The sequence below is a fragment of the Nocardioides sp. NPDC054178 genome (assembly GCF_055585005.1).
This window is the reverse complement of record NZ_JBVJKY010000003.1, coordinates 565,581-578,990: the sequence shown is the minus strand read 5'-3', so window position 1 is coordinate 578,990 and position 13,410 is coordinate 565,581. Positions and strand designations below refer to the sequence as shown.

At 69.8% G+C, this 13,410-nt stretch carries 16 protein-coding genes; 5 read left to right on the top strand and 11 right to left on the bottom strand.

Annotation, left to right across the window (positions count from 1 at the left end; all coding sequences use genetic code 11):
* Positions 1-13: 13 nt before the first annotated feature.
* A complete protein-coding gene (locus tag ACZ6WN_RS15395; protein WP_465865691.1) occupies positions 14-508 on the bottom strand; it encodes a GNAT family N-acetyltransferase in 495 nt (164 codons plus the stop codon).
* 73 nt (positions 509-581) lie between these two features.
* Between ACZ6WN_RS15395 and ACZ6WN_RS15390 the strand changes: the two genes are divergently transcribed.
* Positions 582-1,208 carry a class I SAM-dependent methyltransferase gene (locus ACZ6WN_RS15390; protein WP_465865689.1) on the top strand — a complete coding sequence of 209 codons (627 nt, stop codon included), beginning with the start codon at positions 582-584 and terminating at the stop codon, positions 1,206-1,208.
* Between the two features lie 37 nt (positions 1,209-1,245).
* Here the strand turns inward: ACZ6WN_RS15390 and ACZ6WN_RS15385 are convergent, their stop codons facing one another.
* From ACZ6WN_RS15385 to ACZ6WN_RS15365, 5 genes are all read right to left on the bottom strand, one after another.
* Positions 1,246-2,184 (bottom strand): DUF1214 domain-containing protein, encoded by a 939-nt coding sequence (locus ACZ6WN_RS15385; RefSeq protein ID WP_465865687.1) that lies wholly within the window; start codon positions 2,182-2,184, stop codon positions 1,246-1,248.
* Between the two features lie 140 nt (positions 2,185-2,324).
* Complete coding sequence (locus ACZ6WN_RS15380) at positions 2,325-2,795, bottom strand: VOC family protein (protein ID WP_465865686.1); 471 nt, start codon at positions 2,793-2,795, stop codon at positions 2,325-2,327.
* Between the two features lie 39 nt (positions 2,796-2,834).
* Positions 2,835-3,359 carry a DUF6069 family protein gene (locus ACZ6WN_RS15375; protein WP_465865684.1) on the bottom strand — a complete coding sequence of 175 codons (525 nt, stop codon included), beginning with the start codon at positions 3,357-3,359 and terminating at the stop codon, positions 2,835-2,837.
* A gap of 123 nt (positions 3,360-3,482) precedes the next feature.
* A complete protein-coding gene (locus ACZ6WN_RS15370; RefSeq protein WP_465865682.1) occupies positions 3,483-3,890 on the bottom strand; it encodes a (R)-mandelonitrile lyase in 408 nt (135 codons plus the stop codon).
* Between the two features lie 25 nt (positions 3,891-3,915).
* A complete protein-coding gene (locus tag ACZ6WN_RS15365; RefSeq protein WP_465865680.1) occupies positions 3,916-4,941 on the bottom strand; it encodes a zinc-dependent alcohol dehydrogenase family protein in 1,026 nt (341 codons plus the stop codon).
* Positions 4,942-5,082: 141 nt separating this feature from the next.
* Here ACZ6WN_RS15365 and ACZ6WN_RS15360 point away from each other — a divergent pair, with 141 nt between their 5' ends.
* On the top strand, positions 5,083-5,961 hold the full coding sequence (locus ACZ6WN_RS15360; RefSeq protein WP_465865678.1) for a helix-turn-helix domain-containing protein: 879 nt from the start codon (positions 5,083-5,085) through the stop codon (positions 5,959-5,961).
* A 3-nt stretch (positions 5,962-5,964) separates the two neighbouring features.
* On the opposite strand, the gene ACZ6WN_RS15355 is transcribed toward ACZ6WN_RS15360, so the two are convergent.
* The 3 genes from ACZ6WN_RS15355 to ACZ6WN_RS15345 are packed head-to-tail and all read right to left on the bottom strand — an operon-like array spanning position 5,965 to position 9,282.
* The gene (locus ACZ6WN_RS15355) at positions 5,965-8,328 is read right to left on the bottom strand and encodes an ATP-binding cassette domain-containing protein (RefSeq protein WP_465865676.1); all 2,364 of its coding nucleotides are present in this window, start codon (positions 8,326-8,328) and stop codon (positions 5,965-5,967) included.
* 49 nt (positions 8,329-8,377) lie between these two features.
* A complete protein-coding gene (locus ACZ6WN_RS15350) occupies positions 8,378-8,800 on the bottom strand; it encodes a VOC family protein (RefSeq protein WP_465865674.1) in 423 nt (140 codons plus the stop codon).
* A 5-nt stretch (positions 8,801-8,805) separates the two neighbouring features.
* Positions 8,806-9,282, bottom strand: coding sequence for a helix-turn-helix transcriptional regulator (locus tag ACZ6WN_RS15345; protein ID WP_465865672.1), 477 nt, complete (start codon positions 9,280-9,282; stop codon positions 8,806-8,808).
* 128 nt (positions 9,283-9,410) lie between these two features.
* Between ACZ6WN_RS15345 and ACZ6WN_RS15340 the strand changes: the two genes are divergently transcribed.
* Positions 9,411-9,581 (top strand): hypothetical protein, encoded by a 171-nt coding sequence (locus ACZ6WN_RS15340; RefSeq protein ID WP_465865670.1) that lies wholly within the window; start codon positions 9,411-9,413, stop codon positions 9,579-9,581.
* 6 nt (positions 9,582-9,587) lie between these two features.
* Here ACZ6WN_RS15340 and ACZ6WN_RS15335 read toward each other — a convergent pair whose 3' ends face one another.
* Together ACZ6WN_RS15335 and ACZ6WN_RS15330 are read right to left on the bottom strand one after the other, a co-directional pair.
* Entirely contained in the window at positions 9,588-10,253 is a 666-nt protein-coding gene (locus tag ACZ6WN_RS15335) for a response regulator (RefSeq protein WP_465865668.1), read from the bottom strand.
* Positions 10,250-11,431 (bottom strand): sensor histidine kinase, encoded by a 1,182-nt coding sequence (locus ACZ6WN_RS15330; protein WP_465865666.1) that lies wholly within the window; start codon positions 11,429-11,431, stop codon positions 10,250-10,252. Before ACZ6WN_RS15330 ends, ACZ6WN_RS15335 begins: the two co-directional genes overlap by 4 nt.
* 133 nt (positions 11,432-11,564) lie before the next feature.
* On the opposite strand from ACZ6WN_RS15330, the gene ACZ6WN_RS15325 reads away from it, so the two are divergent.
* Positions 11,565-12,473 carry an ABC transporter ATP-binding protein gene (locus ACZ6WN_RS15325; RefSeq protein ID WP_465865664.1) on the top strand — a complete coding sequence of 303 codons (909 nt, stop codon included), beginning with the start codon at positions 11,565-11,567 and terminating at the stop codon, positions 12,471-12,473.
* The gene (locus tag ACZ6WN_RS15320; protein WP_465865662.1) at positions 12,470-13,315 is read left to right on the top strand and encodes an ABC transporter permease; all 846 of its coding nucleotides are present in this window, start codon (positions 12,470-12,472) and stop codon (positions 13,313-13,315) included. Before ACZ6WN_RS15325 ends, ACZ6WN_RS15320 begins: the two co-directional genes overlap by 4 nt.
* Positions 13,316-13,410 lie beyond the last annotated feature (95 nt).

Below are 13,410 nucleotides of genomic sequence, written 5' to 3'. Positions count from 1 at the left end.
GGGTGCAGTATCCCTACCCGATCCAGAACCGGAGCTCGTTCCCGAGCTGTTCGTCGGCCACGCCGCCGTTCCTCTCGATCACCCGCCGCGACGCGTCGTTGTCCGGGGCACAGGTGAGCAGGGCGCGCGAGATGCCATGCTCACGGGCCTTCTCGAGGCCCTGCCCGAGCATGCGGGTCGCGTGGCCCTGGCGCCGCCAAGGCGCGACGACGTGGTAGCCGATGTGTCCGCCGTCGGCGGCGAGCTCGGGCGTCAGAGCGTGGCGCACGACGAGGGTGCCGAGATAGTGCTCCCCGGAGACGTACCAGTAGACCGTCGACATCACCTCCCAGCGCTCCTTGTCGTGGTCCCCGGCGGCGACGAACGCGTCGAAGTCCTCGCTGGCCGGCCCGAGCCAGTCGGTGTCGGTGCCGCGGAGGAGACAGTCGGCCTGCTCGCCGGTGAGGTAGGAGGTGCGTACGGCCGTCGTCGGACGGACCAGGCGAGGTGGTTCGCTCAGGGTGATCATCGCCGGTCAGACAACCACATGACCTGCACCGAACGCACCAGGTTTTGAACGGGGTGCGGGCTAGATTGAGGCCATGAGCGAGCACGAGGGACGCGAGATGTTCGAGCCGGAGTCATGGGAGGAGCGCTACGCCGGTGAGGAGAAGGTCTGGAGCGGCAACCCGAACCCCCAGCTCGTCGCCGAGGTCTCGGCACTGACGCCGGGCACGGCGCTCGATGTCGGCTGCGGCGAGGGTGGAGACGTCATCTGGCTCGCGCAGCAGGGCTGGACGGTGACCGGGGCCGACTTCTCGGCCAACGGGCTGGCCCGGGCGAGGCGGCATGCCGAGGAGGCCGGGGTGGCGGAGCGTACGTCCTGGTGGCAGGTCGACGCCCGCACCTTCGACGCCGAGGGCCGGGAGTTCGACCTGGTGACGTGCCATTTCCTGCACACGCCCGACGGGAGCATGGTCGAGGTCGCCGGACGGCTGGCCACCGCGGTCGCGCCCGGAGGTCACCTGCTCGTCGTCGGCCACGCGCCCTCGGAGGTCTTCGAGCACCACAACCACCACGACGCGATGTTCGTCGCCGCCGACCTGCTCCCCGGGCTGCCCGACGGCTTCGAGCCCGTCGTCGTCGAGCAGCGACCTCGCTCCGTCGTCCGTGACGGCGTCCAGGTCGACATCGACGACTCGACCCTGCTCGCCCGCCGCGTGAGCTAGCCCGCGCTGGCCTGGTCAGGAGACGGTCCGGATACGGTCAGGAGGCGGGATCGAGGTCAGGAAAGGACCAGGTGCCGTCGAGGATCTCCGGTCGGGGTCGGTACATGCGGACGTAGTTCCAGCCCTCCTGGATCGGAAGGGGGTTCACGTCCCTGCTGTCACCACCGAAGGTCACGGTGATCGACCCGTCGGCGTTCTTCTCGCCGGAGACGCTGTTGAGGTTGTAGGCGCCGAGGTCGTTCGGGTGAAGGTAGCCGTCGGGGCCGTAGACGGTGATGGACCAGAAGGCATCCACGGGCACATCCTTGGCGGTGATCGTGTACCGACCGACGGGCAGACCCGGTTCCCGGCTCTCGTAGTAGGCCTCCTGCTTCGGCAGGCCTCCCCAACCGCCGGCGGTGCCGACGAAGTGGGCGTGCGGATCGGTGTCCTCTTTGGTGCCGAACATGTCGTGGCTGCCGCCAAAGCCCTGGGATGCTTCAGCCAAGGCCGCGGTTCGCACCGCTGTGAACGACTCCTCGTCGTAGGCGGGCAGGTCGAGCGGTTCGCTCGCCCGTGCCGTCAGGGTGAACCCGTCTTGGATCCGGTGAGCCCGAGCTACGTCCTCGGGGTCGGTGGTGTCGACCAGCACCCGCGCCGCCAACAGCACGTACGAGGTGTCGAACTCGCCGGTGGTCAGCTCGTACTCCCCCGGCTCGGCAAAGACCCGGTTGATGTAGTGGTCCTGGTTCACGACCATCACCGTCAGGTACCGATCACCGGCATCGGGGACGGTCAGGGTCGCGCCGGCGGAGATGTTCGCGACGGCCATGCTGTACAACGTGTCTCGGTTCATCCGGATCACCGTCTGCTGGTCGAGCGCGGCTGGCGCACGGTTGTGCCTCCACAGGTTCACCCCACCTGCCTGCGCCTGAAGCCCCGCGAGCATCCGATTGCTCTCGGCCCTGACGAAGTTGTCCTCGGTCACGGTGATCATTCAGGCCTCCATCTGCGAGCGGATGTGCGCGAGCAGAAATCATCGGCTTCGCCGAGCCGATCACCATCACCCGACGCGGGTGACCTCCGCACGTCCTGGGACCTGGTTCTGGGCCGCAGTCCTGACCCGCTCGGTGGGGTTCAGTCCAAGCAGAAGACGTTTCCTTCGGGGTCTTCCATCACGATGAAGCCGTGGCTCATCGGCGGGTCGGGCTCGAAGCGGCGGACACGGGTCGCTCCGAGAGCGACGACGCGCTCGCACTCGGCCTCGAGCGCGGCCATCCGTTCCTCGCCCTGCAGCCCGGGCGCGGCGCGGACGTCGAGGTGGACGCGGTTCTTGGCGGTCTTCGGCTCCGGCACGAGCTGGAAGAAGACGCGCGGGCCGGAGCCTGCGGGATCCTCGATCGCCGAGGTGTTGTTGCGCTGGTCCTCCGGCACCCCGACGCGAGCGAGGAACTCCTCCCAGGCGTCCAGCGGGTCGCTGCCCTCGGGGACCTCGACTCCCGGCGGGCCAGGATGGACGTAGCCGAGCACGTCACGCCAGAAGGTCGAGAGTGCGCGTGGGTCGTGTGCGTCGAAGGTGACCTGGAAGGTGCGGATCTCGAGTGCCATGGCTCCACGATGGCACCGAATCAGGACGGTCGGCGTCCGCTATCGGCGGTGGGTCGGCACGTGCAGACCGAGGCCGCGGCGCTCCTCCATCCGCAGGGCGATCAGCGGGACCACGATCGCGGCGGCGACGACGTGCGTCAGACACAGGACGCCGACGAAGGCCAGGTCGAACTCGAAGAACGGCAGCACATCGGGGACCAGCGAGAGCCCGGTGAGCACGATCATGGTGATCTGGAAGGTCGAGCGGGGCATCGCGGCGACCCGGATCATCACCTCGGCGATGATGATCCCGATCAGCGAGCAGTAGACGGTGAGCATGGGGAACGCCAGGAGCGGTACGTCACCCACACTGCTCCCGAAGTCGACCCCGGCCACCTGGGCGACCCCGGCGATCAGCGTCGTGGCGACCGCGGCGATGGCGGTGGCCACCAGCCCACGCGGCCATACCGGCGCCGGGCGCTCCCGCACCGGCGTCAGCTCCACCGCCGGCCCGGCCGGACGGGCCCAAGCCGTGTGCTCGGACTCCCCCGGCGTACGCCTGTGCTCGGGAAGGTAGAGGGTCATCGTGGCGGCTCCTTCGTCGATGCTGCAACCAACGCACACTAAGTGCGCCGCTCACGGTTGACCGCATCCAGATGGCCGCAAACGAGGGTGATTCATGCCACCCGTGCCGTCCCGGGCGTGCGATCAGACCGGCGGTGCGGCGGCGTACTCCTCCGCGGTCACGGGCGTCATCCAGTGCACGACGGGGTGGTCGTCGTCGCCCTCGTTGATGGCGACGTGGACCATCAGCCGGTTCGGGGCGGCGCCGTGCCAGTGCTCCTCGTCGGCCTCGAAGAGCACTCGGTCCCCGGGCCGGATGACCTCGATCGGACCACCCCGGCGCTGGCACAGACCGACGCCCTCGGTCACGAAGACGGTCTGGCTCAGCGGGTGCCGGTGCCAGTGGGTCCGGGCGCCGGGCATGAAGTGCACCAGGCTCGCGGTGAGCCGGGAGGGTGCCGGCGCGGCGGCGACCTGGTCGACGTAGACGTCGCCCGTGAACCAGTCGGCGGGCCCCTTGAAGGTGTCGATCGAGCTGCGAGTGATCTGCATGGCTGTCCTCTTCTCCTCAGTCCGTTCAGTCCGTGGTGAGCAGGACCTTGGTGGCCTGCCGCTTGTCCATGGCGGCGTACGCCTCGGCGGCCGCCTCGAGCGGGAGGGTCAGGTCGAAGACCTCGCCGGCGTCGATCTCGTCGTTCATGATCTGCGCGACCAGGTCGGGCAGGAAGCGGCGGACCGGAGCCGGACCGCCGTGCAGGTGCACGCCGGAGAAGAACAGCTCCAGGCCGTCGAGGGAGACGTCGTGGGAGACCCCGACGTAGCCGACATGACCACCGGGGCGGGTGGCCCGGATCGCCTGGTTCATCGACTCCTGGGTGCCGACGGCCTCGATCACCGAGTGAGCGCCCAGCCCATCGGTGAGCTCCTTGATCCTCTCGACACCCGCATCACCGCGCTCCTCGACGATGTCGGTCGCGCCGTAGCGGCGGGCCAGCGCCTGGCGGTCGGCGTGCCGGCTCATCGCGATGACCCGCTCGGCGCCGAGCTGCTTGGCTGCCAGGATCCCGAGGAGCCCGACCGCCCCGTCACCGACCACGGCGACGGTCTTGCCCGGACCGGCCTCGGCGGCAACAGCGGCGAACCAGCCCGTGCCGAGCACGTCGGAGGCGGCCAGCAGGCTCTTGGCCTGCCTCTCGGTCGGGGTGCCGGGAACCACGACCAGGGTGCCGTCGGCCAGCGGGATCCGCGCCTTCTCGGCCTGTGTGCCGATCGAGCCCATGATCACCGCGTGCACGCAGCGGCTCTGGTAGCCGGCCCGGCAGATCTCACAGGTGTTGTCGGAGGCGAAGAACGACCCGACGACGAAGTCGCCGACCTTCACGCTCGTCACCTCCGCGCCGATCTCCTCGACCACGCCGACGTACTCGTGACCCATCGGCGCCGGCCACGCCGCGTCCTCCTGGCCGCGGTAGGGCCACAGGTCCGAGCCGCAGACACAGGCCGCGGTGACCCTGATGACGGCGTCGGTCGGCAGCTCGATCCTCGGGTCCACACGCTCATCGACACGTACGTCGCCGGGGCCGTGCATCACTACTCCACGCATGTTTGATTCCTCATCGAAGCTTGTCGTGGGACATTCCCACCTCCACCAGTAAAGGCCTCGCGACCCGATCGCGGGAGTCACTGTCGAGGGGTGCACCAGGAGGGCACCCCTCGACGGGAAAGTGCCGCTTATCCTGGGGGAATGGACAACCGAGCAGAGGTACGCGAGTTCCTCACGACCCGCCGGGCGAAGGTCTCGCCCCAGGCCGCCGGGCTCCCTCCGGGCCCCAACCGTCGTGTGCCGGGGCTGCGTCGCTCGGAGGTCGCGCTGCTCGCCGGCGTCAGCGTGGAGTACTACGCCCGGCTCGAGCGCGGCGCGCTCGGCGGCGCCTCCGCCTCCGTGCTCGACGCCATCGCCGGCGCCCTCCAGCTCGACGACACCGAGCGCGCCCATCTCCTCGACCTCGCCCGCGCCGCCGACGGGATCCCCACCTCGGCCCGCGCCCGGCGACGCCCCACCAAGCCCGCTCCCCCGCGTCCTTCGCTGCAGTGGGCGCTCGACGCGATCACCGAGGGTGTGGCCTTCGTGCGCGACAGCCATCAGAACCTGCTCGCCACCAACCCGCTCGGGCGGGCCTTCTACACACCGCTGATCGGCGACGGCGGCCGCACCCCCAACCTGGCCCGCTTCCAGTTCCTCGACCCGGCGTCGCGCGACTTCTACCCCGACTGGGACCTCTTCGCCCAGATGTGTGTCGCGATCATGCGCGCCGAGGCGGCCCGCGACCCTCACGACCGGGTCTTCCAGGACCTCGTCGGTGAGCTCTCCACCCGCAGCGACACCTTCCGCCGGCTGTGGGGTGCCCACGACGTACGCCAGCACGGCGCGGGCACCAAACGCTTCCATCACCCCGAGGTCGGCGAGGTCACCCTCGCCTACGAGGAGCTGAGCGTCACCGCCGAGCCCGGCCAGGTGCTGATGGTCTACACCGCCGAGCCCGGCTCCCCGTCGGCCGAGCGGCTCAAGCTGCTCGCCTCGTGGGGCGCCGAGCTCCCTGCGTACGCCGTGGGCCAGGGCTGAGGATCACGCCCCGACGTACGCCGCCAGGTGCTCGCCGGTCAGCGTCGACCTCTTCGCGACGAGCTCGGCGGGCGTGCCTTCGAAGACGACCAGGCCGCCGTCGTGACCGGCGCCCGGGCCGAGGTCGATGATCCAGTCGGCGTGCGCCATGACTGCCTGGTGGTGCTCGATCACGATCACCGACTTGCCGGCGTCGACCAGCTTGTCCAGCAGCGCCAGCAGGTTGTCGACATCGGCGAGATGGAGGCCGGTGGTCGGCTCGTCGAGGACGTACGTCCCGCCCTTCTCCCCCAGGTGCATGGCCAGCTTGATCCGCTGCCGCTCGCCGCCGGAGAGGGTGTTGAGGGGCTGGCCGAGCTTGAGGTAGCCGAGGCCGACGTCGGCCATCCGCTCGAGGATCTTGGCGGCCGCGGGCACCTTCGACTCGCCGTCGGAGAAGAACTCCAGCGCCTTGGCGACCGAGAGGTCGAGGACCTCGGCGATGTTGAGCCCGCCGAGACGGTATTCGAGCACCAGCGCCTGGAACCGCTTGCCGCCGCAGTCCTCACAGGGTGAGGCGACGGTCTCCATGAACCCGAGCTCGGTGTAGATCATCCCGTTGCCCTTGCAGGTCGGGCACGCCCCCTCGGAGTTGGCCGAGAAGAGCGCCGGCTTGACCCCGTTGGCCTTGGCGAAGGCCTTGCGGATGGGCTCGAGGAGGCCGGTGTAGGTCGCCGGGTTGCTGCGCCGCGACCCCTTGATCGCGCTCTGGTCGACGAACTCCACGTCCTCGCTCGCGGGGATGGAGCCGTGGATGAGAGAGGACTTCCCGGACCCGGCCACGCCGGTGACGACCGTCAGCACCCCGAGCGGGACGTCCACGTCGACGTTGCGGAGGTTGTGGGAGGTCGCCCCTCGGATCTCCAGCTGCCCCTTCGGCACCCGGACCGTCTCCTTCAGCGACGCGCGGTGCCCGAGGTGGCGCCCGGTCAGGGTGTCGGCCTCGGCGAGCCCTGCGTAGGTGCCCTCGAAGCAGATCGTGCCGCCGTCGCTGCCGGCACCGGGGCCGAGGTCGACGACGTGGTCGGCGATCGCGATGGTCTCCGGCTTGTGCTCGACGACCAGGACGGTGTTGCCCTTGTCGCGCAGGTCGAGGAGGAGCTTGTTCATCCGCTGGATGTCGTGCGGGTGCAGGCCGACGGTCGGCTCGTCGAAGACGTAGGTCACGTCGGTCAGCGCGGAGCCGAGGTGACGGACCATCTTCGTACGCTGCGCCTCACCGCCGCTCAGCGTGCCCGAGGGCCGGTCGAGGGAGAGGTAGCCGAGACCGATCTCGACGAACGAGTCGAACAGGTGCAGCAGCCCGGCGACCAACGGCGCCACGCCCGGGTCGTCGATGGTCCGCAGCCAGTCGGCGGCGTCGGTGACCTGCATCGCGCACACGTCCGCGATCGACTTGCCGCGGATCTTCGAGGAGAGCGCCGACTCGTTGAGCCGGGTCCCGCCACAGGCCGGGCACGGCTTGAAGACCGCCGCCGCTTCCACGAACTTCTTGATGTGGGGCTGCAGCGCCTCGACGTCCTTGCTGAACATCGACTTGCGGATCTTCGGGATCAGGCCTTCGTAGGTCGCGTTGATGCCCTCGAGCTTGATCTTGCGCGGCTCGGCGTAGAGCAGGTCGTGGCGCTGCTCCTCGGTCAGGTCCTTGATCGGGACCTCCGGCGGGACGACGACCTTGAAGGCGGCCACCATCCAGCCGTCGGCGGTGTAGCCGGGGACCAGGATCGCCCCGTCGACCAGCGACTTCGACTCGTCGATGATGACCGCGAGGTCGAGGTCGGAGATCGTCCCGCGCCCCTCGCACTCGGCGCACATGCCGCCGAGGTAGACCGCGTCCTTGACGATCGTCTTCTCACCCTTGGGCCCGGTCATCACCCCGCTCGCGCGGGTGGTGGGGATGTTGAAGGAGAACGCCGTCGGACCGCCGATGTAGGGCTCGCCCAGCCGGCTGAACAGCGAGCGCAGCATCGCGTAGGCGTCGGTGACCGTGCCGAGCGTCGAGCGCGGGTTGGCGCCGAGCCGCTCCTGGTCGACCAGGATGGCGGTGGTCAGCCCCTCCATCGCGTCGACCTCCGGCCGCGGCAGGCTGGGCATGAACCCCTGGATGAAAGTCGAGTACGTCTCGTCGATCAGCCGGCGCGACTCCGCCGCGATCGTGCCGAAGACCAGCGACGACTTCCCCGACCCCGACACCCCGGTGAACACCGAGAGCCGGCGCTTGGGGATCTCGACCGAGACGTCCTTGAGGTTGTTCTGCCGGGCCCCCTGGACTCGGATCAGGTCGTGAGTGTCTGCGCTGTTGGGCTCGTTCGAGCCGGCGTCCGTCATGCCGATGAGGCTAGTCGGAGGCGTGAATCCAGGCCTGCACATTTCCGACTCACTTGACCTGCTGCAGCCGGATCGTGTTGCCGGCCGGGTCGCGGAAGGAGCAGTCCCGCATGCCCCAGTCCTGGTCGGTCGGCTCCGACATGATCTCGCCGCCGCTGGCCTCGATACCGGCCTGGATCTTCTCGAAGGCGGCGTCGACGTCGGGCGAGGAGAGCATCAGGCTGGCGAAGGTGCCCTTGGCCATCATCTCCTGGATGACGCGGCCCTCCTCCTCGCTGATGTTCGGGTCGGCGAGGGGCGGGTAGAGCACGACGCTCACGCCGGGCTGGGCCGGCGGCCCGATCGTGAGCCAGCGCATCGCCTCGTACCCGACGTCCTTCCGCACCTCGAAGCCCAGCAGGTCGCGGTAGAACCTCAGCGAGGCCTCGGGGTCGGTGTGCGGAAGGTAGCTGTGGCAGATGTTGATGTCCATGGACCTCAACCTATGTAGGGGTCCGGCACCTTCGCTTCTTCATTCCTGATCGAACTGCGCCGGACCGGCCGGGTGACCTGTTTGGAGACGCACGGCGGGATCCCGCCGCCACCGGAGGTGGCCTTGTCCCGATAGACGCTCGGCGACATCCCGACGAGCTCGCTGAACCGGGTCGAGAACGTCCCCAGCGACCCGAAGCCGACCGCGAAGCAGATGTCGGTGACGCTGAGGTCGCCGCGCCGCAGCAGGGTCATGGCCCGCTCCACCCGGCGGGTCATCAGGTAGGAGTAGGGCGGCTCGCCGTAGGCCTTGCGGAACTCCCTGCTCAGGTGGCCGGCCGACATGTGTACGCCGCGCGCCAGCGCCTCCACGTCCAGCGGCTGCGCGTACTCCCGGTCGATCCGGTCCTTGACCTGCCGCAGCAGCTTGAGGTCGCGCAGGCGCTGCTCCTGGCTCTGCCCACCACTGGCCTTCGTCGTCACCCTTGGATCTTCGCATGTCGAGGCAGCCCATTTTGGGGAAGCCGGAACTCGTCGCGACAGCGATGTCGAAATCGCGTGCTGCCATTCGTGGAGTAGGTGAAGGAACAGAACACGGATAGGAGAAAGTCATGTGGGACACAGCTCAGCACTCTGAGAAGACCAACGTACGCAGCTTCCCGATGTCGCACTTCCTGCCGTGCCCGCGGTGTGGCCACGAGGTGCACACCTACCTCGCCTGCAGCGACACCTGCGGCTGTGCCCCCGTCGTGATGCCCGGCAGCGTCCCGCTGGCCGCCTGAGCCGGGCTAGATCCTCAGACCCGACTCGATCGCGAAGACGACGAGCTGGGCGCGGTCGCGGGCATGCAGCTTCACCATCGCGCGCGAGACGTGCGTGCGGACCGTGTCCGGGCTGACCACGAGCTCGGCGGCGATCTCGGCGTTGGAGCGGCCGGTGGCCACCCAGGCGACCATCTCCCGCTCCCGCTCGGTCAGGTCACCGAGACGAGGATGCGGGTTGGCGGCCCGGCGAGAGGATCCGAACTCCTCGATCACCCGCTTGGTGACCGTCGGGGCGAGGAGCGAGCCGCCGTCGGCGACGACCCGGATCGCGTCGAGCAGCGCGACCGGCTCGGCATCCTTGAGGAGGAAGCCGCTGGCTCCCAGCCGCAGCGCCTCGAAGACGTACTCGTCGAGCTCGAAGGTCGTCAGCATCACCACGCGTACGTCCTTCAGCGAAGGATCGCGAGTCACCTGCTCCAGCATCCCGAGCCCGTCGAGGACCGGCATCCGGATGTCGCAGAGCACGACGTCGGGGTGGGTGCGGCGCAGCATCGGCAGCGCCGCGCTGCCGTCGGAGGCCTCGCCGACGACCTCGAGATCGGGTTCGGCGCCGATCATGGTCGCCAGGCCCATCCGGACCAGGGGCTGGTCATCGACCAGAGCAACCTTGATCAACTCAGTGCTGCTCATGCCAGCCCCTCCGCGCCACCCGCCGAGGACCCAGAAAGCGGGATGGAAGCCCGCAGCCGGAAGCCCCGTACCTCCGGCCCCGCCTCTAGGGTGCCCCCAAGTGCCTCGACGCGCGACCGCATTCCCACAATTCCCATCCCGGAGCGCCTTTCTTTGCTCGGCATGTCCGATCCCCGCCCGTCGTCGCGGACCGTCACGACCAGCTCTTCGCCGGACGAGGCGACGACCGACACCTCTGCCCGCGACGCGCCGGCATGGCGCAGCACGTTGGTGAGCCCCTCCTGGACCACGGCGTACGCCGCCCGCTCCACCGCCGCCGGCACCGAGTCCGCCTCGAGACGGAGGGAGACCTCCAGTCCGCCGGTGCGCACCCGCTCGACCAGGGCAGGCAGGTCGGCGAGCCCGTGCTCCGGCGCGCGCGGCGCCGACCCGGAGCCGGCCTCGGTCTCGGTCAGCCGGGCCAGCTGCCGGCGCAGCAGGTCGAGCGACTCCTTGCTCTCGGCACGGATGGCCTCCAGGTTGCGGCGGGCGGCCTCCGGATCGCGGTCGAGCACGTGCAGCGCGGCGCCGGCCTGCATCGCGATCACCGCCAGTCCGTGCCCGACGCCGTCGTGCAGGTCGGTGGCCATCCTGACCCGTTCGTCGCTGACCGCACGGCGCCGGCGCTGGGCGCGGGCCTCGTTGCGGGAGCGCAGCGCCGTCGCGATCGCGCCGCAGGCGGCGATGAGCGCCACCTGGCCGAAGGCCTGCCACAGCGAGAGGTCGCCCTCCGGACCGCCGCCGGGCCCCCAGGGGCCGCGGCCCCCGTCGAACCTCGGGCTCTCCGCGGGGTTCAGCACGATCCCGGTGGCCACGAGGGCCGCACCCACCGCAGCCCAGCCGACCCACCGGCGCGGGGCCAGCGACCACGCGGCCGCGAAGGTGACCGCAGGCAGCGCCATGAAGACCGGGCCGTCGGCGTAGCCCAGGGTGAAGTAGACGCCGACACAGAGCCCGCTGACCGCGAGCGCCCACCCGGGTGGCTCCCGCAGCAGCACCGGAAGGACGGCGACGACCGCGAGCAACGCGGGCAGCACGGCCGGCCCCCGGGTGTCGGCCTGGGCGTTGCTGCCCAGCGAGCCGACCAGCACCACCACGACGACCAGCCACGGCAGCCAATGGCGACGGATCCGGGACATGGACATGACCCTAGTTCGCGCGGGCGCCCGAGGCGTACGACAAAACCGGCCGGCCGCCTACGCAGATCTGCGTAACCCGGAGCCGCCACGGTGCCGATGCCGACCAGGGGGCGGCCACGAGAGCGTGAGAGGCATGAAGGAACTCGTGGTTGAGACCGACGGGCTGACCAAGCGGTACGGCGACAGGCTCGCCGTCGACCGGGTCAGCATGACCGTCGTGCGTGGCGAGGTGTACGGCTTCCTCGGCCCCAACGGGGCCGGCAAGACCACCACCTTGCGGATGATGCTCGGCCTGATCCGGCCCACCGCCGGATCGGTCAGCGTCCTGGGTCGTCCCGCCGGGCGGCCCGAGGTCACTGCCCGCATCGGCGCCCTGATCGAGGGCCCCGGCTTCTACCCCTACCTGAACGGCCGCGACAACCTGCGCACGATGGCGCGCTACCAGGGGCTGCCGAGCACCGAGGTCGACCGGGTGCTCGAGATGGTCGACCTCACCGACCGGGCGAAGGACGCCTTCAAGGGCTACTCCCTCGGGATGAAGCAGCGCCTCGGCGTCGCCGCCGCGATGCTCGGCTCCCCCGACCTGCTCGTGCTCGACGAGCCCACCAACGGCCTCGACCCGGCCGGCATGGCCGACATGCGGGCCTTGGTCGTCGCGCTCGCCGAGGCCGGCCAGACGGTCATCCTCTCGAGCCACATCCTGGCCGAGGTGCAGGAGATCTGCGACCGCGTCGGAGTCATCAACCAGGGCCGGCTGCTGCGCGAGTCCACCGTCGCCGACCTGCGTGGCGGCGCGACCCTCCGGGTCCGGGCCACTCCCGAGGACGCCGCCCTGGCGGCCCTGATGCGGATGGCCGGGGACGAGGGCGTACGCCGCATCGGCCACGAGACGCTCGAGGTCGATCTGCCCGCGACGGCGGCCCCGGAGGTCGTACGCCATCTGGTCGCCCACTCCATCGATGTCCACGAGGTCACCGTCGCGGAGCGTTCCCTGGAGGACGTCTTCTTCGAGATGACCGGCAACAAGGAGCTCGTGTCATGACTGCTCTCATCAACAGCACCCGGGCCGAGATGCTGCGTCTGCGCAAGTGGTCGGCGATCTGGGTGATCGTCGGCGCCTGGCTGGCGCTCTCGCTCTCCTTCGGGTACGTCTTCAACTACGTCGCCTACAAGACCGGCGACGACAACTTCGCCGGTGACGGTGCCAGCAACGCCCAGCTGCTGGCCGAGCTGATGCCGAGCGCGATCCCCGACGTCATCGTCAGCGGTCTGCCGATGTTCGGTGGCGCCCTGGCGATGGTGGTCGGCGCGCTGGTGGCCGGCAACGGGTTCGGCTGGGGCACCTGGAAGACCGTCCTCACCCAGGGGCCGAGCCGGCTCGCTGCCGTCGGCGGCTCGCTCGCCGCGGTCACGGCTTTCATCTTCGCGATGATGACCGCGACCCTGGCTCTGTGCATCGGCGTATCGGTGGCGATCGCCGCCACCGAGGGGCAGGCGATCGACATGCCCGCACTGAGCGACCTGGCCCAGTCCTTCGGTGCCGGGTTCCTGGTGCTGGAGATGTGGGCGCTGCTCGGCTTCCTGGTCGGCGTGCTGGCCAAGGGCCCGGCGCTCGCGGTCGGCCTGGGCCTGGTCTGGTCGCTGGTGGTCGAGAACCTGCTGCGCGGTGTCGGCAGTCTTCTCGCCGGCGTCGAGACCGTCACCGAGGCCCTTCCGGGCACCGCCGGCGGCTCGCTCGTCGGTGCGATCATCGGCGGCCCCAACGGGACACCGGGAGTCCTCGACGCGATCTCCGGCGAGCGCGCGCTGATCACCGTCGCGGCGTACGTCCTGGTCGCGGCCGTCGCCGCGGTGGTCGTGATGAGGCGGCGCGACCTCGCCTGACCTCGGGAAACATGCCTCTAGCACACGCCGGGACGGGTCCGTGACACGTCTCGGCGTGTGACCGACAATGCGAGTGTGATCCTCGTTAAGTCTAC

Bases quoted from the DNA above. Each gene is read 5' to 3' on its own strand.
- ACZ6WN_RS15395 (WP_465865691.1), bottom strand. From the start codon at position 508: ATGATCACCCTGAGCGAACCACCTCGCCTGGTCCGTCCGACGACGGCC.
- ACZ6WN_RS15390 (WP_465865689.1), top strand. From the start codon at position 582: ATGAGCGAGCACGAGGGACGCGAGATGTTCGAGCCGGAGTCATGGGAG.
- ACZ6WN_RS15385 (WP_465865687.1), bottom strand. From the start codon at position 2,184: ATGATCACCGTGACCGAGGACAACTTCGTCAGGGCCGAGAGCAATCGG.
- ACZ6WN_RS15380 (WP_465865686.1), bottom strand. From the start codon at position 2,795: ATGGCACTCGAGATCCGCACCTTCCAGGTCACCTTCGACGCACACGAC.
- ACZ6WN_RS15375 (WP_465865684.1), bottom strand. From the start codon at position 3,359: ATGACCCTCTACCTTCCCGAGCACAGGCGTACGCCGGGGGAGTCCGAG.
- ACZ6WN_RS15370 (WP_465865682.1), bottom strand. From the start codon at position 3,890: ATGCAGATCACTCGCAGCTCGATCGACACCTTCAAGGGGCCCGCCGAC.
- ACZ6WN_RS15365 (WP_465865680.1), bottom strand. From the start codon at position 4,941: ATGCGTGGAGTAGTGATGCACGGCCCCGGCGACGTACGTGTCGATGAG.
- ACZ6WN_RS15360 (WP_465865678.1), top strand. From the start codon at position 5,083: ATGGACAACCGAGCAGAGGTACGCGAGTTCCTCACGACCCGCCGGGCG.
- ACZ6WN_RS15355 (WP_465865676.1), bottom strand. From the start codon at position 8,328: ATGACGGACGCCGGCTCGAACGAGCCCAACAGCGCAGACACTCACGAC.
- ACZ6WN_RS15350 (WP_465865674.1), bottom strand. From the start codon at position 8,800: ATGGACATCAACATCTGCCACAGCTACCTTCCGCACACCGACCCCGAG.
- ACZ6WN_RS15340 (WP_465865670.1), top strand. From the start codon at position 9,411: ATGTGGGACACAGCTCAGCACTCTGAGAAGACCAACGTACGCAGCTTC.
- ACZ6WN_RS15335 (WP_465865668.1), bottom strand. From the start codon at position 10,253: ATGAGCAGCACTGAGTTGATCAAGGTTGCTCTGGTCGATGACCAGCCC.
- ACZ6WN_RS15330 (WP_465865666.1), bottom strand. From the start codon at position 11,431: ATGTCCCGGATCCGTCGCCATTGGCTGCCGTGGCTGGTCGTCGTGGTG.
- ACZ6WN_RS15325 (WP_465865664.1), top strand. From the start codon at position 11,565: ATGAAGGAACTCGTGGTTGAGACCGACGGGCTGACCAAGCGGTACGGC.
- ACZ6WN_RS15320 (WP_465865662.1), top strand. From the start codon at position 12,470: ATGACTGCTCTCATCAACAGCACCCGGGCCGAGATGCTGCGTCTGCGC.